Source organism: Streptomyces sp. NPDC028331 (assembly GCF_055565775.1).
Genome location: NZ_JBVHTR010000011.1, coordinates 113,729 through 136,130 on the forward strand (window position 1 = coordinate 113,729; position 22,402 = coordinate 136,130).

Sequence of the window (22,402 nt, forward strand, 5' to 3'; positions counted from 1 at the left end):
TATTAGGCTAGACCCCCCCCCTTGGTCCCCCGGCGGGCCAGAGGGGGGGGAAGGGGGGGGGGGGGAGAGGAAAAACGCACCCTCCCCCCCCCCGCCCTGGTCCGCTGCCCGCCCCGGTCCGCCGCCCGCCTCGGTACCCCGTCCGCCCCCGTTCGCGGACCGCCCTCGTCGGCGGCCGCGCCTCCGCGCTCGGCACCGACGGCTCGTTCCAGGTGAGCCCCGCCATTCGGCGGGGGATTCCCGCCGAACGGCGCGTGCCACGGCGGCGGGGCGGCGGGCACCATGAACGGCACTGGCCACACGGGCGTGGCCACGACGCGAGGAGCAGCCATGACCGCCGAGCCGACGACCTCCCCGGCACCCGCAGACACCGAGCCCGTCTTCCCGCCCCCGCCCTTCGACCCCGAGCTGGCGGCCGCGCTGGAACTGATCGGCGAGCAGTTGTCCCCGGGCTTCCCGCCCGAGGCCATCCCCGAGGTGCGCGCCGGCATGGTCATCCCACCGCCCTCCGACGAAGAGCTGAGCCGCGGCGGTGCCTTCGAGGTGGAGGAGCGGGCGGTGCCGGGACCGGCCGGGGCGCCCGACATCTCCCTGCTCATCTGCCGGCCCACGGGTGCGACCGGCCCGCTGCCGGCCGTCTACCACGCGCACGGGGGCGGGATGATCCTCGGCACCAACCGGTTCGGCGTGGAGGAGGCGCTCGACTGGGCCGAGGAGCTGGGGCTGGTCGTGGTCTCCGTCGAGTACCGGCTGGCCCCCGAGCACCCGCACCCGGCGCCGATCGAGGACTGCTACGCGGGCCTGAAGTGGACCGCCGAGAACGCCAAGGAGCTCGGCGTCGACCCCGAGCGCATCATCGTCGCAGGCGGCAGCGCGGGCGGCGGCCTCACCGCGGCGCTGGCACTGCTCGCACGGGACCGCGGCGGACCGGCACTGCTGGGCCAGATGCTCATGTGCCCGATGCTGGACGACCGCAACGACTCGGTCTCCGCCCACCAGATGGCCGGGCGGGGCGTATGGGACCGCACCGCCAACGCCACCGGCTGGGGCGCGCTTCTCGGCGACGCGCGCGGCGGGCCGGACGTCTCCCCGTACGCCGCCCCGGCCCGCGCCACCGACCTGTCGGGTCTGCCGCCCGCCTTCATCGACGTCGGCTCCGCGGAGACCTTCCGCGACGAGGACGTCGCGTACGCCACCCGCATCTGGCAGGCGGGCGGACGCGCCGAACTCCATGTGTGGCCCGGCGGCTTCCACGGCTTCGACGGCTTCGCCCCGCAGGCCCTGCTCTCCCAGGAGGCCCGAGCGGCCCGGTTGCGCTGGCTGCGGCGGCTGCTGAGCGCCTGACCGGGCCAGGGGCCGCCTTGTGGACCAGCCCCCTCGATCCACGAGGCGACCCCTGCGCCCCTCCCCGGCGAGACGAGCGGTCCGCCGCGCCGGGGAGGGGGCCGACCCGGCGCCCGGGCCTTGGCAGAAGCCGTGCGCACCCGCAGGATGGTGCCCGTGAAAGAGCTGGCAGGACGGCTTGCGGCGCTCGATCCCGACGCGGGCGCCGCGCTGCGCGTCATCGCGTACTTCGACCGCCTGACGGAGGAGCGTGCGGGCCTGGAGGCCCTGGTGCGCGGCGCCGCGGTCCTGTCCGGCAGCCCGGCCCGGCTGGTCGACGAACGGCGGGGCGTCCGCGTGCGTGTCGCACCCGACGGGCGCCGCCACGACACGGCGGACCCGCCCGACCCCGCCTGGCCGTGGGCACCGCTCGCAACGAGCACGGAGGTCGGTGCGGCCGACCAGGAGGGCGCCGGCCTCTGGCTGGAACACCCCGGCCCGCCCGACGGCGTCCACGCCATGATCCTGGAGCGGGCGGTGTCGGCCGTCCGGCTGGTCCTGGACCGCACCCGGGGCCGGGCACCCGCCGACGATCCGGCGCTCCTGGAGACGCTGCTGGACGCCTCCGCGACGCCCGCCGCACGGCTGAGCGCGGCGGCCCGGCTGGGACTTCACGCCGGGCAGCAGGTACGTGCCGTCGCGCTGCACGGCGGCGGCGCCCGCGTCGAGGCCGCCGACACCGTGCGAGGGCCGGGGGAGGAGCCGAGGGCCGGCATAGGCCCCGCTGTGGAGCCCGTACGGCTGCCCGAGTCATGGGCCGCGGCCCGCACCGCGCTCCGGTTCACCGCCGAGGGCACCGCGCACGACCCCGGCCCGCGCACCGTCCACGCGGACGACCTGGGCGGACTGGCCCTGCTCGCCGGGGCGGTCGGCCCGGACACCCCGCCGATCCCGGACGTGCTGGCGCTGGAGCGTGCCGTCGCCGAGGCCCCGTGGGCCGCGGTGACCCTGCACGCCGTGGCGTCCGCGCCCAGCCTGCGGTCCGCCGCCGCGGAGCTGACGGTGCACCACTCCACGCTGCAGGAACGCCTGGCCCAGCTCGAGCACGTCCTCGGCTGGGACGTGCACGCCCCGCACGGCCGTCTGCGCCTCCAACTCGCCCTCGCGGTACGGAGACTGCGGCGCTCCACGCCCGAGAGCGCCGGCTGACCGTTCAGAGCTCCGAGGGCGCTGTCAGGCGAACAGCCGGTCCAGAAAGGCGTTGCCGAACACGTGGTGCGGGTCGAGCCGGGAGAGCACCGCGGACGTCTGGGACCAGGACGGCCCGTCGTCGAACGAGCAGGGCACGGCGTCGTGCAGCACGTCCGGGTCCGACCACGCAGCCTGGTCCGTGTACGCCCACCCCTTGGACCACTCCGCGCGCACGAGGCCCACCCCGCCGTCGTAGGTGTCGAGCAGGAACCGCTCCAACTCCCTGTAGAACTCCTCGGCGTAGGGTGTGCCCGGCAGGGTGAGCACGTCGAGCCAGACCGCGGTGTCCCACTCCGGGTGATCGGCGCGCGGCCGCAACGCCGACAGCGACGGGGCCCGGGCGCCGGTGAGCCCGACGTCGGCGGGATCGTCGAGGCCCGTCACGCGGATCTCGACCTGGCCGTTGACCGGGAAGCGTCCGCGCGCGGCGTACGCGGTGAGCCGTTCCCGGTAGAAGGTGGTGAACTCGTGGACGACGCGCTGCACCTCGTCGCGTGAGGTGAGGACCGCGTAGCCGTTGGCGGTGACCCGCAGCGTCGTGGGTCTGATGTACAGCAGCGTGTTCTTGGACGGCCCCCACAGGTCCGCGGAGAGCGTGGCGGTCAGGCCGAGCACGGCGGCGTCCAGTTGCGCGTTGCCCAGCTCGGGCGCGAGGTACCAGGCGGCGTCGGACACCATCCGTCCCGCGAGGTCGGCCACGAGCGTGGGCACGTGGTCGGAGAACGGGTAGTTGTACGGCGACGTCACCGGCCGTGAGGTGAGCGGGCGCCGCGGGGCGACGCTCCACACCTTCAGCCAGGGGAACTCCGTGAAGGCGAACCAGATCGCCTCCGCCCGGCCCGTCTCGTCCAGGAACCGCGCGAACGTCCGGCCGTCGCTGCCGGGCGCCGCGAAGAGCTCGGCGGCCGGGACGTCGGTGCGGCTGACGCAGCGGAGGTTGGTGTCGGCGCCCACGCGCAGCACCACCTCGGTGACCAGGGCGCGGCCGAGATGGGTGAGCAGCGCGGCACCTTCGGCCTCGTCGCGCCGGTACGTGCGCAGGACGTAGGCGTCACTGTCCTGGTCCCACACCACCGCGGTCAGGGACAGTACGAGATTGCTCAGCGAACCGTAGGTGTGCCCGGGCAGCCGGCTCTCGCCGTGGGCCGGGACCGCGGTGCCGTGGGCGTCGATGGCCAGGGCACCGCCGAGGGTCAGGTCACCGGGCGCCGGCGCCGCGGTCAGGCCCAGGCCGTGGTCCTCCAGGAAGCCGAGCAGGGCCTCGAGCGTGACGCCGGTGCCGGCCCGGACGGCGGCCGGACCGGTGGACTCCAGCGACAGCCCCGTGAGATGGGTGGCGGTGTCCACGAGCAGTACGGGCGACCCGGCCCCCGTGCCCTCGGGGATCGTCAGGGGCGACCAGCCGTGGGAGCAGCCGCGGGCGCGGACCGTCCAGCCCTGCCGCCGGGCCCAGTTGACCACGTCCACGACCTCCCGCGCGTCCGCCGGCGCACAGGCCCACAGTCCGTCGGCGGTGATCTCGCCGACCCAGTTGCGGTAGGCCGTGCGGTACAGGCCGACGTCCGGTGGGAATCCGGGCAGCTCGTCCGCGGCGGCGGTGCCGTGCGTCAGGGCCGTGGTGGCGGTGGCCAGCGAAGCGGCGGTGAGCAGGAAACCCCGGCGCGTCCAGGAGGCTTCCCCGCCGCCTATGGCAGGAGGGGGACCGGCTGGTGGTTCGGTCATGTCGCCCACGGTAGGCGGCAGTTGACACGTGTCTCCCTCCTGTCACATCAATTCACCCGTATGAGTGATTCGGATGTATCCGGTCCGGGAGGGGCGTTCCGGCTGCGGCCGGGTCCGGATGACACACTGACCGCATGGAAGAGCGAGAATTCCGCAGGTCGGGCCAGCACGCGTCGGTCGTCGGCCTCGGCACCTGGCAGTTGGGCGCCGACTGGGGAGACGTGGACGACAAGGACGCCCACGAGGTGCTGGAGGCGGCGGCCGAGTCCGGGGTGACCTTCTTCGACACCGCCGACGTGTACGGCGACGGGCGCAGCGAGCAGACGATCGCCGCCTTTCTGCTCGGCAGGCCCGATCTGCATGTGCTGGTGGCGACCAAGATGGGGCGCCGCGTCGACCAGATCCCGGAGAACTACGTCCTGGACAACTTCCGCGCCTGGAACGACCGCTCCCGGCGCAACCTCGGCGTCGACCGCATCGACCTCGTGCAACTGCACTGCCCGCCGACGGCCGTCTACTCCTCCGACGAGGTGTACGACGCCCTGGACACCCTGGTCGAGGAGGGCCGGGTCGCCGCCTACGGAGTGAGCGTCGAGACGTGCGAGGAGGCGCTGACCGCGATCGCCCGCCCGAACGTGGCGAGTGTGCAGATCATCCTCAACCCGTTCCGCATGAAGCCGCTGCGCGAGGTCCTCCCGGCAGCGCGGGAGGCCGGCGTGGGCATCATCGCCCGGGTGCCGCTCGCCTCCGGCCTGCTGTCGGGCAAGTACACCAAGGACACCGTCTTCGCCGCGAACGACCACCGCTCCTTCAACCGGCACGGTGAAGCCTTCGACCAGGGGGAGACCTTCTCCGGCGTCGACTTCGCCACCGGCGTGGAGGCGGCCGCCGAGTTCGCGGCGCTCGCCCCGGAGGGCTGGACCCCGGCCCAGCTCGCGCTCGCCTGGATCCTCCAGCAGCCCGGCGTGACCACGGTGATCCCCGGCGCCCGCTCCGCGGACCAGGCCCGCGCGAACGCGGCGGTCGCGAAGCTGCCCCCGCTGCCGCGGGAGACGCTCGACGCGATCCGGGCCCTGTACGAGCGGCGGATCAAGGAGCAGGTCGAGGACCGCTGGTAGAAGCCCGCCGCCCCGGCCTGTTCCCCCCTCACGCCGACAGGGCGGAACGGGCCGCACGGGATGTGCCGCGCGCGGCGGCCCGGACCCGGTAGACGGTCTTCGACCGGTCGACCACGGGATCGCCGAGCACGATCCGCCCCGCCGCGTGCAACGCGTCGCACTCCTCGGTCGGCAGGGCCACGGGGCGGCCGCCGGCCTGCCAATAGCCGTACCGGCGGCGCCCGTTCGCATGCACCGTCAGGAAGACCGCCAGGCGCTGGTCGATGATCAGGCGCAGCACTTCGGCAGCACGGGAACTGAGCCGAGGGCGCGTCATGGTCGGTGAGCCTTTCCGGGGCGGGGCGGACGGTCGTCCCGCCCGAGGGCGAGATGATCTTTACTCCGCATTGTTGCCGAGGGCACTGACACTACGCATCCGGCGTGCCGGAGACGCCCCGTGTCGTCTCGGGGTTGCGTCTCGGGCATGTGATGACCTTCACCCCCATGTGTCGGAAAGTGATGAATTCCTTACGGGGGGAAGACGTAAAGATTTGGGAATAGGCAACCCATGACCGTGGAGGTTTTCCGTGCGACCGTTCACCCTCAACTACGCCGTGCCCAGAGGGCTTCCGGCCGCGGTGACGCCGTACCGTTTCGATGCCTCGCGGCAGTTGAACGTGCTCCCTGACGGGCGTCCCGCCGTCAGTGACCGTGCCCTGCTGCTGGCGACCGGCACGACCACGTCCACGGCCGGCTCGCAGACGCACTTCGACGACTGACGGCACGGCCGGGATGACGGTTCTCATCCTCACGTCGGAGCAGGACGTGACGGCCGACATGGTGGTGGCCGAGTTGCACCGGCGGGCCGTGCCCGTGATGCGCCTGGACCCGGCCGACCTCCCCGGCAGGGCGGTGCTGTCGGCCGACTACGCCCACGGCGACTTCGACGGCCACCTGTCGGTGGGCGGGCACGTCCTGAGCATGAGGGGCCTGCGCGCGGTGTGGGTACGCCGGCCCGGCGAACCGGCCGCCCACGCGGCGGAGCCCTCCACGTGGCTGACCGCGGAGACCCGCCAGGCCCTGTACGGCATGCTCTACTCGGCCGCCACACGGTGGATGAACCATCCCCGCAACGCCGAGCAGGCCCGCTACAAGCCGTGGCAGCTGCGGATCGCCCACCTCAGCGGCTTCGCCGTGCCGCCGACCGTCGTCACCACCGCGCCGCCCGTGGCCCGGCAGTTCGCCGAGGAGCACCGGGACGTGGTGGTGAAGTCGGCGTCGGGGCCGCCGACGGACGACCCCGAGCTCGCCCTGCCGACGACCCTGATCGGCCCGGACGCCGACTTCACCGCCGTCGCGGCCGGCCCCGCCCTGCTGCAGCGCTACATCCCCAAACGCGCCGACATCCGGCTGACCTGCGTCGGCGCGCGCCTGTTCGGCGCCCGCAAGAGAGCGGCACCCGGGCAGGTGGACGGCCGGTACGGGGACACCGAGTACCGCTGGGAGCCCACCGCGGTGCCCGACCGCATCGTGAAGTCGGTCCACGAGTACCTGACGCTGTCCGGCCTCGCGTACGCCGCCTTCGACTTCGCCGAGGACGACGACGGGGTGTGGTGGTTCCTTGAGTGCAACCAGGGCGGCCAGTTCGGCTTCATCGAACTGGAAACCGGCCAGCCCATCGCGGAGTCGATCGCCCACTGGCTGGCCCGGCGCCCACCCGACCGCCGGGCCCCGGAAAGTCGCCGGTAGCCGCTGAGCGGGCACGGCGGGGGGTATTCGTACGCGTGGGCCGGGCCGCCCCGTCCCCACGGCGTGACGTGTGCAGCGGATGCGGGCGACTCAGGTCGCCGGCGGCCGGAACGTTCTCAGGAACACGTCCAGTGCCTGCTCGTCGGCGGTGCTCCGCGCGTCCGCCGCCGGGGTCGTCCAGCGCAGGGAGCAGCCGCGGCCGTCGCCGAGCAGGAAGCCCCGTCCGAAGGTGCGCACCCGCACGCCGTCCTCCGTGGACAGCCACACCATGTCGGCGCCCTTGTGCCCCTGATAGGTCACGGCGCGGATGTCGCCCACCCGCTGGTAGCCGGCGTACGTGCTCTTCAGGGACGGCTCCAGATCCCGCCACACCGCGACCGGATCGGGGCCGAGCCGCACGCTGTAGGTCACCGTCAGCGTGCGGGGGTCCCCGCTCGCGCCGAACGTCACCCGATAGGTGCCCTCGGCGGCCTTGAGGGTGTGCACGGGCTTCCATCCCTGGGGCAGGTCGATGGAGAAGCCCTCCGGGGCGTCGTAGCGGTGGAAGGTCACCGCCGGGTTCTCGGCGGCGGGCGGCGACGAGGGCGCGGACGGGGGCGGTGCCGCACTCGTCGCGGGCGGGAGCGTCCTGCCGCCGGTGTCCCCGGAGGGCGCGGCCGGCCGCGAGGGCGCGACCGAGCGCGACGGCTGCGCCCCGGTCGCCGAGGCACCGCCCCCGTCGTGGCCGCCCGCGGTGACGACGACTGCGACCGAGCAGGCCACGACCACCAGCCCCGCGCCCACCAGGACCGACAGGCGCACCGACGGCCTGCTCCAGAGGTGTCCCGCCCGGTGGGCGACCAGCCACGCCCCCCGCAGGCGCGGCATCAGCGTCTCCTGCGTGGGCTCGTCGAGGTCGTTGCTCACGATGCGCACCAGGGAGGCCCGCACCGCGGACTCCGGGACCCGCTCCAGGGCGTCCCGGCGCAGCAGACCGGTGATGGCCGGGGCCAGCGGCCCGGCGCTCTGCGGGGGGCGCAGCGGCAGCCGGTCCACGGCCCGGAGCGTCGCCTCGGCCGAGCCGCGGTCCCGGAACGGCGGACGGCCCTCCACCATCGCGTACAGCAGCGCCCCGAGCGCCCACTGGTCCGCCGCGGGACCCGCGCTCGAACCGCGGGCCTGTTCCGGGGAGGCGTACGACGGAGCGGTGACCCGCTGGGTGACGGACGATCCGATCAGCCCGAACCCGGCCACCACGACCTGGCCGCCCTCCTGCACGAACACCTGCCCGGGGCTCAGATCCCCGTGGGTCACGCCCCGCCGGTGGGCGGCCTCCAGGACGTCGAGGAGCCCCAGGCCGATCCGGGCGGCACGCACGTAGTTCAGCGGCCCGCGCTCCAGGACCTCCCCCAGCGGCGTGCCCTCGATCCGTTCCGTCACGCTCCACAGGACACCGTCGTCGTCGACCGCGTCGAGGACGGTGGCGGTCCGGCCGGGGCACAGCAGTTCCATGGCCTCCGACTCGCGCAGGATCCGGGCGATGGTGCGGCGGGAGGAGACCTCGGGCCGCAGGGGCGCGAGTCGTGACCCGATGAGGGTGACGGGGCGCCCGAACTCCACGTCCTCGCCGAGCCAGACGGTGCGCCCCTCCTCCTGGTGGACGACTTCGAGCGTCCGGTACCGTCCGGCGATCAACTCTCGTGTGGAGACCTGCCCGTGGTCCATCGTCATCCCTCGCAGCGCACCGGACTCTCCCGTTTCCCGGATGTACGGCGGACGTGACGGTGGGTGTTCAAAGAAAGGCGATTTTCTACGAGCCGGATTTCCGCGACCCCCGCGCACCGCTCACACGTGCGAAAACGCGCCCTCTTCACTACTCGCCAGTAGTTTACCGTGGGTTACCGTCGTGGCCGCCCCGATGTACGACTCGGCGAACGCGGCGGCCGCCGCGGGGGAGGTGAACAGGCGTCGCAGCCGGGCGATCGCGTTGCCCGCACGGAAGGGCTCGCCCGACGACGGCCCGTGCAGCAGCTCCGCGAACCACTCGGAGAACTCCTGGTAGTCCCAGACGCGCCGCAGGCAGGCGGCCGAGTAGCCGCTCAGGCCCCCGGTGTCGCCCGTGCGGTGGTAGGCGATGAGCGCGTCCGCGAGCAGCAGGGCGTCGTGCAGGGCCAGGTTCATGCCCTTCGCGGCGATCGGGGCGACCAGGTGGGCGGCGTCGCCCGCGAGGAACAGCCGCCCGTACGCCATCGGCTGCAGCACGTAGTTGTGCATGTCCAGCACGCGCTTCTCGATCAGCCGCCCTTCCGTCAGCGGCGGCGCCCCCGCCACGGACAGCCGTTCGCGCAACTCGGACCAGACACGGTCGTGCGGCCAGTTCTCCGGGTCGTCACCCGGCGGGACCTCCAGGTAGTAGCGCGTGACCTGCGGGCTGCGCGCCATGTGGGCGGCGAAACCGCGGGGATGGACCCCGAAGACGACACAGTCCGACGACGGCGGCGCCTCGGCGAGCAGCGCCAGCCAGCCGACCCCGTAGTCGAGGCGCGCGAGGTGCGCACGCTCCGGCGGCAGAGCGGTCCGGGTGACACCGCGGGCGCCGTCGCAGCCGGCGATCACCTGGCAGTCGATCCGCCGGTGCTCCCCGGAGACGGGATCCGTGTACGACACGGACGGCTCGGCGGTGTCGATGCCGTGCACCCGCACATCGCGCACGCCGAACCGTATGTCGCCCCCTTTGGCGTCGGCGTACCGGCGTACGAGGTCGGTGACGAGCAGCGGCTGCGGATAGACGAAGTGATGGTGGCCCGTGATCTCCGCGTACGGGAACCGGAGCCGTTCCCCGTCGACGCGGAACTCGCACGCGCTCTGCGTCTGGGCCGTCTCCAGCAGCCGTCCGGCCAGCCCGTGCCGGTCGAGCGCCCGCACGGCCCACTCCTCGAGGAACCCCGCCCGCGGCCGCTGTTCGATGAAGTCCCTGCTCTCCGCCTCCAGGACGACACAGTCGACGGAGGCGTCCCGCAGGACGTTGGCGAGCGTCAGCCCGGCGGGACCGGCGCCGACGATGACGACGGGGACGCGCGGCTCGGGCCGGGGAAGGGGGGCGGGGGAGAAGTCGATCATCCGGTCATTATGGCGGCGTGCCGGCAACTCCTCCCACGCCAGGCGCCGTCAGGCGTGATCGCCCCCCGTTGGCGCCGCTCAGCCCAGGGCCTCCCGGAGGGCCGGCAGGAGTTCCTTGCTCGACCACTCGATGTACTCGGGCTGCGATTCGCCGCCGATCTGCACCAGCGCGATCTCCGTGAACCCGGCCTCGGCATAGGGCCGTACGGCCTCCACGAAGTCAGCCGGGTTGTCGCCGCACGGAATCGAGGCGGCCACGTCGTCGGGCGTGACGAACTGTGTGGCCGACGCGAACGAATCCGGGTGCGGCAGCTCCGAGTTGACCTTCCAGCCGGAGCCGAACCAGCGGAACTGCTCGTGCGCCCGCTGGATCGCGGCGTCCCGGTCCCTGTCGTAGCAGACCGGCAACTGCCCGACCCGGGGCTTGCCCTCGCCGCCGTGCCGGTCGAAAGCCGTCAGCAGCTCCTGCTTCGGCTCCGTGGAGATGACCAGGTCGGCGAGCCGGCCGGCGAGCGCGCAGGACCTCTCACCGGAGACGGCGACACCGATCTGCGGCGGCTCCTCCGGCAGGTCCCACAGCCGCGCCGAGTCCACGCTGAAGTGCTTGCCCCGCCGGCTGACATGGCCTCCGCCGAACAGGTCGCGGATGATGCCGATCGCCTCTTCCAGCATCTCGTGCCGCACCTCGACCGAGGGCCAACCCCGGCCGACCACGTGTTCGTTGAGGTTCTCGCCGGCGCCGAGCCCCAGCCGGAAGCGGCCCTGCGACAGCAGTTGCACCGTCGCCGCCTTCTGGGCCACCACCGCCGGGTGGTAGCGGACGGTCGGACAGGTGACGTACGTCATGAGCGGAATGCGCGAGGTGGCCTGGGCGGCGGCGCCCAGCACGCTCCACGCGTACGGGGCGTGCCCCTGCTCCCGCAGCCACGGGAAGTAGTGGTCGGAGGTCACGGAGAAGTCGAACCCGGCCTCCTCGGCCCGCACCACATGGTCGACGAGCTCACGGGGGCCCGCCTGTTCGGTCATCATCGTGTATCCGATTCGCACCATAAGGCGCGGGTTCCCGGCTGACAGGGACGAAAACGGGCCATTCGGACCCGTCCGGAGACACCGTGGACACCCGCCGGGTGGAGGCGGAAGGATGGCAGATACAGCGATCAGCCGTCCGATCGGCAGCCGTGGTCGGCAGGTCGACCGGCGGTCGACCGATCACCCGCCGAGACCGTCCCGGAGGCCGCCGGATGAGTGTCCGCCCGTTGCCCGTCAGCACACCCGCCGAGCAAGGGGTCGACGCCCGCGGGATCCAGGCGTTCCTCGACGCCGTGGAGGGGGCGCCGGACATCGAGCTGCACAGCCTGATGATCCTGCGCCACGGCCGTGCGGTGGCCTCCGGCTGGTGGGCGCCGTACACCGCGGACCGCCCCCACCTGTTGTACTCGCTGAGCAAGAGCTTCACCTCGACCGCCGCCGGATTCGCCGTCGCCGAGGGACTCGTCGACCTCGACGCGCCCGTGATCTCGTACTTCCCCGAGTTCGAGGCGGACATCACCGACCCGCGCAGCCGGGCCATGCTGGTCCGGCACGTCGCGTCCATGGCGAGCGGACACCTCGCCGAGACCTGGGCCGACGCCGTGGCACACGACCGTGCGGAGCCCGTCCGCGGCTTTCTGCGGATCCCGCCGGACCGGGACCCGGGCACGGTCTTCGCCTACAACCAGTCCGCGACGTACGCCCTCGCCGCGATCGTGCAGCGGCAGTCCGGACAGTCACTGACCGAGTACCTGCGCCCGAGGCTCTTCGACCCGCTCGGCATCGGGGAGGCCACCTGGGTTCAGCATCCGCGGGGCCGCGACCTCGGCTTCTCCGGACTGCACGCCACCACGGACGCGATCGCCCGCCTCGGACTGCTGTACCTCCAGGACGGTGTCCGGGAGGGCAGGCGCCTGCTGCCGTCGTCCTGGATCGCGCAGGCGACCCGCCCGCACATCGCCACCGCCGGCGGCACGCTCGAGGGCGTCGGACCGGACTGGCGGCAGGGATACGGATTCCAGTTCTGGATCGGGCGGCACGGATACCGAGGCGACGGCGCGTACGGCCAGTTCTGCGTCATCCTGCCCGAGCACGACGCGGTGATCGCGACGACCGCGGCGACCGAGCGGATGCAGGAGTTGCTGGACGCGATGTGGCAGCATCTGCTGCCCGCGTTCGGCCCCGCCCCGCTGACCGGCCGCGACGACGACGACAAGGCACTCCAGCACCGCCTCGAACGTCTCGCGCTCCCTCCGGTCGCGGCCGACTCCGATCCCGGACATCGGTCGGCGATCCACCTCACGCCGCAGGGCGGCCACTGTGCGGAACAGCCGACGTTGACGGCGGTCGAGGCCGCCCGGGAGGACGGCACCTGGAGACTCGCCCTGGTCGAGGGCGAACACCGCCTGGTGGTCCGTCTTCCGGGCTCCACCTGGGCGGTCGACGAGGACCCGTTTCCCACGGCGACCAGCGGCGGCTGGACCACCCCGGACACCCTCAGCGCCGACATCCTGTTCCTGGAGACCCCGCACCGCCTGACCATCACCGGCACACGCGGCACGGGCACGTTCACGGCCCACTGGCACACGACCCCACTGCACGGGGGGCCACTGCGCCGCAACCGCGCGCCCCGTGCGTGACGATCCGGCCGGGGCGCCGTGATCGATACACCTAGCCGAGCGTCTCCATCCAGTTGGCCGGGACCCTCCCGCGCGGTCCGGGCGCGGGCTGGTCCTCGGGGTGACAGACCGGAGGAGCCAACTCGGGCCCGGCCTCGTACAGCTCGGACGTCTCGTAGTTCCAGAACCAGCCCTCACCCGGCTCGAAACTGCGCATCACGGGATGCCCGGTGGCGTGGAAGTGCGCGGTCGCGTGCTTCGCGGGCGAGTCGTCGCAACACCCGATGTGCCCGCACTGCGCGCACCGCCGCAGATGGAACCACCATCCGCCCGCCGCCTCGCACTCCACGCATCCGGTGCCGCTCGGCGGGACGCTCGGGTCGATGCCCTGCACTGCGCTCATGACGACGCCTCCGGTGCTGTCTCGGAATCCACGGCGGTGAGCGGCAGCCGTACCTGGAACCGCGTGTCGCCCGGCTGGGACTGCACGCTCAGGCTGCCGTGGTGCTTGTTGACGACGATGCGCCAGGAGATGTCCAGGCCCAGCCCGGTTCCCTGGCCGACCGGCTTCGTGGTGAAGAACGGGTCGAAGATACGGTCGCGGATCTCCGGCGGCACACCCGGCCCCGTGTCGCGGAACTCCACGAGCAGCCGGTCGTGGTCGAGCGCCGTCCGCACGGTCAGCGTGCCCTCCCCGCCCGCGTCGTTCATGGCCGACACCGCGTTGTCGATGAGGTTGGTCCACACCTGGTTCAACTCGCCGGGGTAGGCGGGGATGCTCGGCAGCGTCCGGTCGTAGTCCTTGACCACGGTGATCCGCTTGCCGATCTTCCCGGACAGCATCATCAGGGTGCTGTCGAGGAGTTCGTGCACATCGGCCGTGCGGTACGGTGCCCGGTCGAGCTGGGAGTACTGCCGGGCCGCGTTGACGAGCGTGGACACCCGGGTCGTGGAGTCCTCGATCTCGTTCATCAACAGCTCGGTCTCGACCGTGTAGTTGAGCCAGCGGACCGCGCCCTCCAAGGTGCCCTCGTCGACGGCCGCGGCGACCTGGTCCAGCCAGTCGGTGTCCAGACCGGCCTGCACGAACGTCGGCGCGAGCTGCCAGCCGCCGTCGATCCCGTGGTCGTCGAGCCAGTCGGTGATGGCGTCCTCGCGGTCGGACGCCTCCAGCGGGCTGACCGGCACCGCCTTGGCGACCTGTTCGGCCGTCCGCTCCTGGATGTCGACCAGCGTCAGCAGCGCCTCCGGCTCGTAGCGCCCGGCGGCGATCACGCCCAGCTTGTGCCGCATCCCGGCGACCCGCTCGCGCAGCGCCGACGTGGCGCGCACGGCCGCCGCGGCCGGGTTGTTCAGCTCATGGGTGAGACCCGCGGACAGCGAGCCGAGGGCCAGCAGCCGCTCCCGCTGATTGATCACCTGCTGGGTGTTCTTGGTGCCGAAGAACAGCCCCTCCAGCAGGTGCACCGCCATCGGGAACCAGTCCCGCATGATCGAGGCGAACGTTTCGGCGGGCAGGATGAAGAACCGCGAAGGTTCGGTGACCCGCATCGACCCGCCGTACGACGCCGCGGCCCGGTCGCCCAGATACGCCTGGAAGGCGCCCGCGTACACACCGCGCTGCGACGTCCGGTTGACCTCCACGTCGTCGGCGCCGACCCGCCGCGACAGCACGACCGTCCCTTTGAGGAGGACGAAGAAGCAGGTGGCGGGCTCACCCTCGGTGTAGACGGGGCCCGGGTCGAACTCCTCCACCCGCCCTTCCCGGCACAGCCGCGCCAACTGCTCGTCGTCCAGCTTCTCGAACAGGAAGAGCGTTTTCAGCTCCGCCCGGTCGCACGCCATCGGCCGTCCGCCCATCACCGCTCCCCACGTCGTGGGTTCATGACTGCTCCAGATACCGGTGGACGAGCATCACGGCCATGGCTCCCTCGCCCACCGCGGAGGCCACCCGCTTGGCGGACTCGGCGCGCGCGTCGCCCGCCACGAACACGCCGGGGACGTTCGTCTCCAGGTGGTACGGGGGCCGGTCCAGCTCCCAGCCCTTCGGCGGCTGCCCGTCGCTCGTCATGTCGGGGCCCGTCGGGATGAACCCCTTCTCGTCCCGCAGCACCGTCCCCTCCAGCCAGTCGGTGAGCGGGGCCGCCCCGATGAACACGAACAGCCACTGCGCGTCGACGAGTTCGGTCTCCCCGGTCGCCACGTCCCGCAGCGTCAGCTTCTCCAGATGGTCCGAGCCGTGCGCCGCGTCCACCACGGTTCGGGTGCGGACGTGAATGTTCGGAGCGTCGTTGATCTGCTGGATCAGATAGTGCGACATCGACGCCGACAGCGACTCGCCGCGTACCAGGAGATTGACGGACTTGCAGCCCCGGGACAGGTACATCGCCGCCTGGCCCGCGGAGTTGGCGCCGCCCACGATGTACACGTCGTACCCCGAACAGGCCGGCGCCTCGGTCAGTGCCGAACCGTAGAACACCCCACAGCCCGTCAGCTCGGCGAGCCCCGGGGCCAGAAGCTGCCGGTACGACACGCCGGTCGCGAGAATCACGCTGTGCGCGCCGATCGCGGTGCCGTCCGAGAACCGTACGATCCGCGCGGCACCGTTGACCTCGAGAGCGGACACCTCCCGCGCGGTGAGGATCTCCGCGCCGAACTTCTTCGCCTGCCGACGCGCCCGGTCCGTCAACTGCGCCCCCGACACACCGTCGGGGAAACCGAGGTAGTTCTCGATCCGGGAACTCTGCCCGGCCTGGCCGCCGGTCGCGGACCGCTCCACCAGGAGTGTCCGCAGCCCCTCCGACGCCCCGTACACCGCCGCACCCAGCCCGGCGGGCCCGCCACCGATCACGACCAGGTCGTAGAACTCCGAGGTCGGCGTGGTCGCCAGGCCCACGTGCGCGGCCAGCTCCGGGTCGTCCGGTTCGACCAGCGGCGTGCCGTCCGGGGTGACGACCAGCGGCAGCCGCTGCCCGTCCTGCCCCGCCGCCGCCAGCAGCCGCTGCCCCTCCGGCGTGTCGATCGAGTACCAGCGGTAGGGCACCTGGTTGCGGGCGAGGAACTCCCGTACGTCCGAGGAACGCGCGGACCAGCGGTGCCCGACCACCTTCGTGGTGGGAACCGGCCGGTAGTCGGAAGCCCGCCACGCCTCCAGCAGGTCGTCCAGGACCGGGTAGAGCTTCTCCTCGGGCGGATCCCACGGCTTGAGGAGGTAGTGGTCGAGGTCGATCACGTTGATCGCGTCGATGGCCGCGTTGGTGTCCGCGTACGCCGTCAGCAGCACCCGCCGCGCCCCCGGGTAGACGTCCAGCGCCTGTTCCAGGAACTCGATGCCGTTCATCTGCGGCATCCGGTAGTCGGCCAGGATCACGGCCACCAGGTCGCCGCGCAGCTTCAGCTCCCGCAGCGCGTCCAGGGCGCTCTCACCGGACTCGGCGCGCACTATGCGGTACGACTCGCCGTACCGGCGGCGCAGGTCGCGCGCCACGGCACGCGACACTCCGGGGTCGTCGTCCACGGTCAGGATGACGGTCCGTGCAGCTGCCCCCGCAGCCTGTGCCATAAGGTCTCCCGCCCCGAGTTCATCCGCGTCCCGCCCATCGTATGTTCGATCGTCCGGTTTCGCTCCTGAACCCGGTGAGCACCGGTCGGTGGCATGATCACCCCTCACCGGAGCAGCAGCGACAGGAAGGCAGCAGCATGACCCGCCCGATCACCGTGGGAGTGGACGGATCGCCCCAGAGCACCGCCGCGGCCGCCTGGGCGGGCCGGGAGGCCGTGCGCCGTGGCGTGCCGTTGCGGATCGTGCACGCCTGGGAGTGGCAGGCCCCGGACATCGCCCTGGGGGCCGACGAGGACGCCCAGGCCCGCTGGGCGCAGGAGGTCGTGGACGCGGCCCGGGGCACGATCACCGGGCGGCATCCGGAGCTGACCGTGACCGCCGAAGCCCTTCGCGGCGAACCCGTCGCAACGCTCGTCACCGAGGCGGCCACGGCCGAACTGCTGGCACTGGGATCTCGCGGGCACGGTGCGGTCGTCGGGTTCCTGATCGGCTCCGTGGGCCAGCAGGTGATCGCCGAGTCCGCCCGTCCCGTCGTGCTGGTCCGCGCGGCCGACCGGCCCGCGGCCGAGGCGACGGGCCGCGACATCGTCGTGGGACAGCACGGCGGGCCGGACGACAGCGCGCCCGCGCTCGCCTTCGCGTTCGAGACGGCCGCGGCCCGGGGCGCGGCCGTCCGCGTCGTACGGGCCTGGAGCCTGCCGCCCGTGTTCGCCTACAGCCCCGGCTCGCTCAAGCTGCTCGACGAGGCCGGCGGGCTGGAACCGCACGAGAGGAAGGCGCTGGACGAGGCGCTGCGCCCCTGGCGGGACCGCTACCCCGACGTGCCGGTGACCGAGCACGTGGAGATGGGCAGCGCCGCCCAGGTGCTGCTCGCCGCGGCCGGCGACGCCCAGCTCGTGGTGGCGGGACGCCGTGCCGCCCGGGCGGTGGGACCTCGCATCGGCTCGGTGGCACACGCACTGCTGCACCACGCCCCCTGCCCGGTGGCGGTCGTACCGCCCGCCTGACTCACAGGACGCGGTCGAAGAGGGCCACCAGTTCCCGCCAGTGCCGTTCCGCCGCCTCGGCGTGGTAGCTGGAGGTGTCCTCCTGGGTGTAGCCGTGCGGGGCGCCCTCGTAGACCTCGCAGCGGTGACGGACGCCCGCGTCGGTGAGCGCCTTCTCCAGCCGTTCGATCTGCTCGGGCGGCAGCGAGTGGTCCTGGTCGGCGTGCCCGAAGTACGCCTCCGCCGTGATGCGGTCGGCCAGGAGGTGGGGGCTGTCCGGCTGGTCGCTCGCCAGCTGCCCGCCGTGGAAGCCCGCCACGGCGGCGACGCGCTCCGGATGCGTGCCCGCCGTGCGCAGGGCCAGCCGGGCGCCCATGCAGTAGCCCGTGACGCCGACCGGACCGTCGGCGGCCTGCGGGCAGTCGGCGAGCCGGCGCAGGTAGGCGTCGGCATCCCGCTCCACACGCTCGGGCGTCAGCGCCCGCATCATCGGCATGAGCTGCTGGAAGATCTCCGGGCGCGCCGACGGGTCGATGAAGTCGGGCAGCTCGATGACGGGCGCCCGGCCGTGGCGGTAGAAGACGTTGGGCACCAGCACCGTGTAGCCGTGCCCGGCGAGGCGGTCGGCCATCTTCTTCAGGGAGGGGCGCAGCCCGAAGGCGTCCATGTAGAGCAGGACCGCGGGGTGGGGGCCGTGGTCGTCCGGGTGGGTGAGGTACGCGTCAGCCGTGCCGTCCTCGGTGGGGATGTCCACCGACGTTCCACGGGTGGCGGTCATGAGTGGTTCTCCTGCCTGTCGACGTCCGGCCGGGGACGACCCGGCCGGGCCTTCCGTCGCCATCATCGCAACGCCGGCCGGCCGGCCCCTCAGGAGGGTCGTACGGGACCGTCCTCGTCCTGCGGATCGGCCAGCGTCTCGCGGACCTTGGGCAGGATGTTGTCCACGTAGTCCTTCACGGCGGTGTCCAGACCTATGTCGTGCTGAGCCCGCTCCGACAGGTACCACCGGTGTTCCAGCAGCTCGTGGTACAGCTCCGCGGGATCCATCGCCCCCCGCAGCTCCGGCGGCACCGCGCGCACGGTGGGCCGGAACACGTCCCGCACCCAGCGGTGGGCCAGCACCTCGGGCCGGGCGGCGAGGGGGTCACCCGGCGCGTAGTCCTCCTGGGTGGCCATCCAGCTCTCCAGGTCGTTCAGCAGCCGCCGCGCCTGGTTCTCCTCGGCGTCCAGGCCCGTCAGCCGGAGCAACTGCCGCTGATGGTGGCCCGCGTCGACGACCTTCGGCACGAAGGTGACCGTGTCGCCGTTGGAGGAGTGCGAGATCTGCATCTCCGCCACGTCGAACCCGAGGTCGTTCAGGCGGCGGATGCGGCGGTCGATGTAGTGGTGCTTGCCCGCCGGGTACACGGACGTGCGGGTCAGCTCGTCCCACAGACCCGAGTACCGCTGGCAGATCTCCGTGCCGAATTCGATCGGGTCGACGGACGGGTGCAGCGCCCCTGAGGCCTCCAGATCGAGCAGCTCACCGCTGATGTTGACGCGCGCCAGGTCGAGGTCGTAGTCCCGCTGCCCGGCGCTGAGCCGCGGGTGCAGCTCACCGGTCTCCGCGTCCACCAGGTACGCGGCGTAGGCGCCCGCGTCGCGCCGGAACAGGGTGTTGGACAGCGAGCAGTCCCCCCACGCGAACCCCGCGAGATGCAGTCGGACCAGCAGCACGGCCAGCGCGTCCATCAGCCGGTGCATGGTGGCGGGCCGCATGGTCGTCTCGAACATCGAGCGGTACGGCATCGAGCCGCGCAGATGCCGGGTGATCAGCACCGGCTCCAGGGGCTCGCCGTGCTCGTCGGTACGGCCGGTGACCACGGCGAGCGGGTCCACCGCCGGAATGCCGAGCCGGTCCAGGTCCCGCAGCAGCTCGAACTCCCGCACCGCGGGCCGCTCGGCGAGCTCCTTGACGGCCACCACCTCCGTGCCGGCGCGCGCGTAGCGCACCACGTGCCGGGAGATACCGCGCGGCAGCGGCACCAGGTGATGCTCCGGCCACTGCTCCAGGGGAAGCTGCCAGGGCAGTTCGAGCAGGAGCGCGGGGTGCTCCGGATTGGTCGCGCTGATCTGCAGAGCCATCGATGGACTGTCCTCGCCTCACGGTCGGCCGACGTGCCAAGGAGCATCACCGCACCAGCACGGCACCCGAGTCAACAGGCGGCCCGGATCTTGGACGGGAACCTGCGGTGGCGGCCCAGCCGCGTTCGACCTGTTGGGCGTTCGAGGAGGCCACATGGCGCGGGAAACCACACGGTGCGGACAGCACATGGTGCGGACACCTCATGGCACCGGACACCTCATGGCACCGGACACCTCATGGCACCGGACACCTCATGGCACCGGACACCCCATGGCACCGGACACCCCATGGAGCCGCAGACCACGACGGCCCGGAGCCTACGACACCCCGTTGCCCACACTCCGCCGCGTCGCCAGCAGCAGCGCGATGTCGTCCGGCCGGTCCGCGGCGCACCGCGCCCGTTCCGTGAGCCGGTTCCCGAGTTCCGCCAGGGAACCTTCCGCCCGCCGGTGACACTCCTCCCACGCCCGCGACAGCGCCGCACGCAGCTCGCCGACCCCCTCGTCGATGTCCGCCCCCGGCCGCTCGACCAGCCCGTCCGTGTACAGCGCCAGCACGGACCCCGGCTCCAGCCGCAGCCATGTCACCGGGTACCGGGCCTGCGGGTCCACCCCGAGCACGACACCACCGCGCACGTCCAGCACGTCCGTACGCCCCTTCGGGTGGCACAGCAACGGCTGGGGATGCCCGGCCCGCGCGGCCCGCGCCGACCCCGTGACCGGGTCGAGACGGATGTAGCAGCAGCTCGCGAACTGGCCCGGGTCCAAGCCGATGAGCAACCGGTTCGTGCCGCTCATCACCTGGTCCGGAGGAAGGTCACCCAGCGCGAACGCCCGTACCGCGCTGCGCAGTTGCCCCATGGTGGCCGCCGCCTGCACCCCGTGCCCCTGCACATCGCCGATGACCAGGGCCAGTCCGTCCCCGGCCTCCACCACGTCGTACCAGTCGCCGCCCACGTCCATCCCCTGGGTGCCCGGCAGATAGCGGCCCTCGGTCTGCACCAGCGGATGGGTGGACAGCCGCTGCGGCAGCAGGGCCTCCTGCAGACCGCGGGCCAGGGCCGCCTCGGAGTCGTAGCGGCGGGCCCGCTCCAGGGCCTGCGCGATCAGACCGGCGAGCGCGGTGAGCACCGTACGCTCCTGGGAGCTGAACGTCCGCGGCCGCTCGAAACCGAGGATGCAGGAGCCGACCGGCCGCCCGGAGGCGATCAGCGGCAGGAAGGCCCGCGAGCCCGTGTGGGCGTCCAGCGGGATGCCCGGATAGGCGGCCTCCAACTGCTGCATCGACTCGAAGAACAGGGGGCGGCCCGTCGTGAGCGTCTCCACACCCGGCAGCTTGGCGTCCAGGCCCACCCCTTCGAACTGCCCGAGGAACCTCGGCGGGAAGCCGGTCTCCCAGGCCAGATACAGATGCCGCTCGTGCAGCAGGTAGATGGCGAGATGGCGCCCCCCGAACGCGGGCAGCAGCTCCCGCATCACCACCTCGGACACCTGACGGGCGGTCAGCGCCTCGGACAGCGCGATCGCGAGCACGATGGGGCGGTACACCGGGGCCAGCGCGCCCTGCGCGCCGAGCGTCCCCGCGGCGGTCGTCGCCGCCGTCTCGTCCACCGAGGCCGCCTCCGCCGTGTGCCCGAGCGGCACGACCCGGCAGGTGACGATGTCGGGGCCGGGATAGACGGACAGCGTGAGCCAGTCGCCGTCCCGCTCTCCGCGCGGGCCGGTCATGGGACGCTCGACCTGGAAGTGCACCGGCTCCGACGACAGCAGCGCCGCCCGCAGATGGTCCTCGTAGGCGGGCCGGTCCAGCCACGGCACGGCCTCCAGCAGTGGCCGGCCGACCAGTTCCGCCGGCTCCCGCCCCAGCAGGCCCGCGGCTCGCGGGTTGATGTAGGTGACCAGGCCCAGCCGGTCGAACGCGAACACCCCGTCGGGGAGCAGGTCCGTGGCGCCCTCCGCCGCCGGGCCGGGCCCCGGATCGATGACGAGACCGCCCACCCGGTGCTTCTCGCGCTGCGGCCCCTCCGTCCAGAACTCCAGCAGCCGCTCGCCGCCGTCCTCGGCCCGCACCCGCAGCGGCCGCGCCGGCGAGCCGCCGGCGGCCGTCTCGCGCAGCGCGGTCAGCACCAGGTGCGCGTCGTCGGGGGATACCGCCCGGGCGAGCGCCTCCGGCGACCGGACGATGTCGTCCGCGGAGCACCCGGCCAGCCCCCGGAAGGCGTCGTCCGTGGTGATGGTGCCGTCGGCCGGGTTCCACACGAAGTGCCCGATGCGGCCCCGGGGGCGGCCGGCGACCGGGGGCCGTGCACACAGCGGCGGCCCGTCCCACACCAGCGGATCACCGCCCTCCTCGAGGGCGGCCAGGGTGTTGCCCAGCCGGTCCGCTATGACCGTCAGCCGGCCTCGGTCGGGCATCGCCTCGGTCGTGTACGGCGCCGCGGGCCGCAGCACCGTCAGCACACCGTACGTCGTGGCCCCGGCCCGCACGGGCACGTACACGGAGCCGAAGCGGAACGGCAGCCCCGCGGACAGTTGCGGATAGCGCCGCATCGTCTCCGCGGCATCGGCGAGTACCACCTGCACGCCCAGCCGGTAGGCGTCCGCCACGGGGAACGGCCGGTCCTGGTGCAGTCGTGACCACGGTTGGAACAGCTTCGCGGGCAGCCCGCAGAGCGCGGCCAGGCGCAGCACACCCGGAGTGCCGGAGCGCAGGTACACACCGCCCGCCAGACCGTCCACGGCGCGCAGCGCGTCCGCCACCGCGCCGGTCAGCGCGGCGGCCGGCGTCCCGAGTGCGCCGCCCTTGTCCTCGATGCTCCCTGGCATCGGTCTGCCCTCGTC

18 protein-coding genes are annotated in these 22,402 nt (G+C 72.8%); 7 read left to right on the forward strand and 11 right to left on the reverse strand.

Annotation, left to right across the window (positions count from 1 at the left end):
* Window positions 1-330 precede the first annotated feature (330 nt).
* Both ACZ4SW_RS18315 and ACZ4SW_RS18320 read left to right on the forward strand, forming a co-directional pair.
* The gene (locus ACZ4SW_RS18315) at window positions 331-1,344 is read left to right on the forward strand and encodes an alpha/beta hydrolase (protein WP_468244053.1); all 1,014 of its coding nucleotides are present in this window, start codon (window positions 331-333) and stop codon (window positions 1,342-1,344) included.
* Window positions 1,345-1,500: 156 nt separating this feature from the next.
* Complete coding sequence (locus tag ACZ4SW_RS18320) at window positions 1,501-2,532, forward strand: helix-turn-helix domain-containing protein (RefSeq protein WP_468244056.1); 1,032 nt, start codon at window positions 1,501-1,503, stop codon at window positions 2,530-2,532.
* A gap of 24 nt (window positions 2,533-2,556) precedes the next feature.
* On the opposite strand, the gene ACZ4SW_RS18325 is transcribed toward ACZ4SW_RS18320, so the two are convergent.
* On the reverse strand, window positions 2,557-4,296 hold the full coding sequence (locus tag ACZ4SW_RS18325; RefSeq protein ID WP_468244059.1) for a cholesterol oxidase substrate-binding domain-containing protein: 1,740 nt from the start codon (window positions 4,294-4,296) through the stop codon (window positions 2,557-2,559).
* A gap of 134 nt (window positions 4,297-4,430) precedes the next feature.
* Here ACZ4SW_RS18325 and ACZ4SW_RS18330 point away from each other — a divergent pair, with 134 nt between their 5' ends.
* The gene (locus ACZ4SW_RS18330; protein ID WP_468244062.1) at window positions 4,431-5,414 is read left to right on the forward strand and encodes an aldo/keto reductase; all 984 of its coding nucleotides are present in this window, start codon (window positions 4,431-4,433) and stop codon (window positions 5,412-5,414) included.
* Between the two features lie 28 nt (window positions 5,415-5,442).
* Here the strand turns inward: ACZ4SW_RS18330 and ACZ4SW_RS18335 are convergent, their stop codons facing one another.
* Window positions 5,443-5,730 carry a hypothetical protein gene (locus tag ACZ4SW_RS18335; RefSeq protein WP_468244064.1) on the reverse strand — a complete coding sequence of 96 codons (288 nt, stop codon included), beginning with the start codon at window positions 5,728-5,730 and terminating at the stop codon, window positions 5,443-5,445.
* 250 nt (window positions 5,731-5,980) lie between these two features.
* On the opposite strand from ACZ4SW_RS18335, the gene tgmA reads away from it, so the two are divergent.
* Together tgmA and tgmB are read left to right on the forward strand one after the other, a co-directional pair.
* Window positions 5,981-6,172 carry a putative ATP-grasp-modified RiPP gene (gene tgmA / locus ACZ4SW_RS18340; protein ID WP_468244067.1) on the forward strand — a complete coding sequence of 64 codons (192 nt, stop codon included), beginning with the start codon at window positions 5,981-5,983 and terminating at the stop codon, window positions 6,170-6,172.
* Between the two features lie 13 nt (window positions 6,173-6,185).
* Window positions 6,186-7,142, forward strand: a complete 957-nt coding sequence (tgmB, locus tag ACZ4SW_RS18345; RefSeq protein WP_468244070.1) for an ATP-grasp ribosomal peptide maturase — start codon at window positions 6,186-6,188, stop codon at window positions 7,140-7,142.
* Window positions 7,143-7,232: 90 nt separating this feature from the next.
* Here tgmB and ACZ4SW_RS18350 read toward each other — a convergent pair whose 3' ends face one another.
* The 3 genes from ACZ4SW_RS18350 to ACZ4SW_RS18360 form a co-directional block, all read right to left on the reverse strand.
* Complete coding sequence (locus ACZ4SW_RS18350; RefSeq protein WP_468244073.1) at window positions 7,233-8,852, reverse strand: serine/threonine-protein kinase; 1,620 nt, start codon at window positions 8,850-8,852, stop codon at window positions 7,233-7,235.
* 114 nt (window positions 8,853-8,966) lie between these two features.
* Window positions 8,967-10,241 (reverse strand): 4-hydroxybenzoate 3-monooxygenase, encoded by a 1,275-nt coding sequence (locus ACZ4SW_RS18355; RefSeq protein ID WP_468244076.1) that lies wholly within the window; start codon window positions 10,239-10,241, stop codon window positions 8,967-8,969.
* Window positions 10,242-10,319: 78 nt separating this feature from the next.
* Window positions 10,320-11,291 (reverse strand): LLM class F420-dependent oxidoreductase, encoded by a 972-nt coding sequence (locus tag ACZ4SW_RS18360; RefSeq protein WP_468244079.1) that lies wholly within the window; start codon window positions 11,289-11,291, stop codon window positions 10,320-10,322.
* Between the two features lie 191 nt (window positions 11,292-11,482).
* Between ACZ4SW_RS18360 and ACZ4SW_RS18365 the strand changes: the two genes are divergently transcribed.
* Window positions 11,483-12,910, forward strand: coding sequence for a serine hydrolase domain-containing protein (locus tag ACZ4SW_RS18365; protein WP_468244081.1), 1,428 nt, complete (start codon window positions 11,483-11,485; stop codon window positions 12,908-12,910).
* 31 nt (window positions 12,911-12,941) lie between these two features.
* On the opposite strand, the gene ACZ4SW_RS18370 is transcribed toward ACZ4SW_RS18365, so the two are convergent.
* From ACZ4SW_RS18370 to ACZ4SW_RS18380, 3 genes are read right to left on the reverse strand one after another with little or no spacing between them, the layout of a single operon-like run.
* Window positions 12,942-13,292 carry a UBP-type zinc finger domain-containing protein gene (locus tag ACZ4SW_RS18370; protein ID WP_468244083.1) on the reverse strand — a complete coding sequence of 117 codons (351 nt, stop codon included), beginning with the start codon at window positions 13,290-13,292 and terminating at the stop codon, window positions 12,942-12,944.
* Complete coding sequence (locus ACZ4SW_RS18375) at window positions 13,289-14,749, reverse strand: ATP-binding protein (protein ID WP_468244086.1); 1,461 nt, start codon at window positions 14,747-14,749, stop codon at window positions 13,289-13,291. The genes ACZ4SW_RS18370 and ACZ4SW_RS18375 overlap by 4 nt, the downstream gene beginning before the upstream one ends.
* A 22-nt stretch (window positions 14,750-14,771) precedes the next feature.
* Window positions 14,772-16,451, reverse strand: a complete 1,680-nt coding sequence (locus ACZ4SW_RS18380) for an NAD(P)/FAD-dependent oxidoreductase (RefSeq protein ID WP_468244088.1) — start codon at window positions 16,449-16,451, stop codon at window positions 14,772-14,774.
* A gap of 137 nt (window positions 16,452-16,588) precedes the next feature.
* Here ACZ4SW_RS18380 and ACZ4SW_RS18385 point away from each other — a divergent pair, with 137 nt between their 5' ends.
* The gene (locus ACZ4SW_RS18385) at window positions 16,589-17,458 is read left to right on the forward strand and encodes a universal stress protein (protein ID WP_468244091.1); all 870 of its coding nucleotides are present in this window, start codon (window positions 16,589-16,591) and stop codon (window positions 17,456-17,458) included.
* A gap of 1 nt (window position 17,459) precedes the next feature.
* Here ACZ4SW_RS18385 and ACZ4SW_RS18390 read toward each other — a convergent pair whose 3' ends face one another.
* From ACZ4SW_RS18390 to ACZ4SW_RS18400, 3 genes are all read right to left on the reverse strand, one after another.
* A complete protein-coding gene (locus tag ACZ4SW_RS18390; protein WP_468244093.1) occupies window positions 17,460-18,215 on the reverse strand; it encodes a dienelactone hydrolase family protein in 756 nt (251 codons plus the stop codon).
* Between the two features lie 89 nt (window positions 18,216-18,304).
* On the reverse strand, window positions 18,305-19,561 hold the full coding sequence (locus ACZ4SW_RS18395) for a DUF4032 domain-containing protein (protein ID WP_468244096.1): 1,257 nt from the start codon (window positions 19,559-19,561) through the stop codon (window positions 18,305-18,307).
* A 318-nt stretch (window positions 19,562-19,879) separates the two neighbouring features.
* Window positions 19,880-22,387: a SpoIIE family protein phosphatase gene (locus ACZ4SW_RS18400; protein ID WP_468244099.1), complete on the reverse strand. Its 2,508-nt coding sequence runs from the start codon at window positions 22,385-22,387 to the stop codon at window positions 19,880-19,882.
* Window positions 22,388-22,402: the final 15 nt, after the last annotated feature.

What these genes read in the sequence shown, in the direction of transcription:
- ACZ4SW_RS18315 (WP_468244053.1), top strand. Translation starts at nt 331, where the DNA reads ATGACCGCCGAGCCGACGACCTCCCCGGCACCCGCAGACACCGAGCCC.
- ACZ4SW_RS18325 (WP_468244059.1), bottom strand. Translation starts at nt 4,296, where the DNA reads ATGACCGAACCACCAGCCGGTCCCCCTCCTGCCATAGGCGGCGGGGAA.
- ACZ4SW_RS18330 (WP_468244062.1), top strand. Translation starts at nt 4,431, where the DNA reads ATGGAAGAGCGAGAATTCCGCAGGTCGGGCCAGCACGCGTCGGTCGTC.
- ACZ4SW_RS18335 (WP_468244064.1), bottom strand. Translation starts at nt 5,730, where the DNA reads ATGACGCGCCCTCGGCTCAGTTCCCGTGCTGCCGAAGTGCTGCGCCTG.
- tgmB (WP_468244070.1), top strand. Translation starts at nt 6,186, where the DNA reads ATGACGGTTCTCATCCTCACGTCGGAGCAGGACGTGACGGCCGACATG.
- ACZ4SW_RS18350 (WP_468244073.1), bottom strand. Translation starts at nt 8,852, where the DNA reads ATGACGATGGACCACGGGCAGGTCTCCACACGAGAGTTGATCGCCGGA.
- ACZ4SW_RS18355 (WP_468244076.1), bottom strand. Translation starts at nt 10,241, where the DNA reads ATGATCGACTTCTCCCCCGCCCCCCTTCCCCGGCCCGAGCCGCGCGTC.
- ACZ4SW_RS18360 (WP_468244079.1), bottom strand. Translation starts at nt 11,291, where the DNA reads ATGGTGCGAATCGGATACACGATGATGACCGAACAGGCGGGCCCCCGT.
- ACZ4SW_RS18365 (WP_468244081.1), top strand. Translation starts at nt 11,483, where the DNA reads ATGAGTGTCCGCCCGTTGCCCGTCAGCACACCCGCCGAGCAAGGGGTC.
- ACZ4SW_RS18370 (WP_468244083.1), bottom strand. Translation starts at nt 13,292, where the DNA reads ATGAGCGCAGTGCAGGGCATCGACCCGAGCGTCCCGCCGAGCGGCACC.
- ACZ4SW_RS18375 (WP_468244086.1), bottom strand. Translation starts at nt 14,749, where the DNA reads ATGGGCGGACGGCCGATGGCGTGCGACCGGGCGGAGCTGAAAACGCTC.
- ACZ4SW_RS18380 (WP_468244088.1), bottom strand. Translation starts at nt 16,451, where the DNA reads ATGGCACAGGCTGCGGGGGCAGCTGCACGGACCGTCATCCTGACCGTG.
- ACZ4SW_RS18385 (WP_468244091.1), top strand. Translation starts at nt 16,589, where the DNA reads ATGACCCGCCCGATCACCGTGGGAGTGGACGGATCGCCCCAGAGCACC.
- ACZ4SW_RS18390 (WP_468244093.1), bottom strand. Translation starts at nt 18,215, where the DNA reads ATGACCGCCACCCGTGGAACGTCGGTGGACATCCCCACCGAGGACGGC.
- ACZ4SW_RS18395 (WP_468244096.1), bottom strand. Translation starts at nt 19,561, where the DNA reads ATGGCTCTGCAGATCAGCGCGACCAATCCGGAGCACCCCGCGCTCCTG.
- ACZ4SW_RS18400 (WP_468244099.1), bottom strand. Translation starts at nt 22,387, where the DNA reads ATGCCAGGGAGCATCGAGGACAAGGGCGGCGCACTCGGGACGCCGGCC.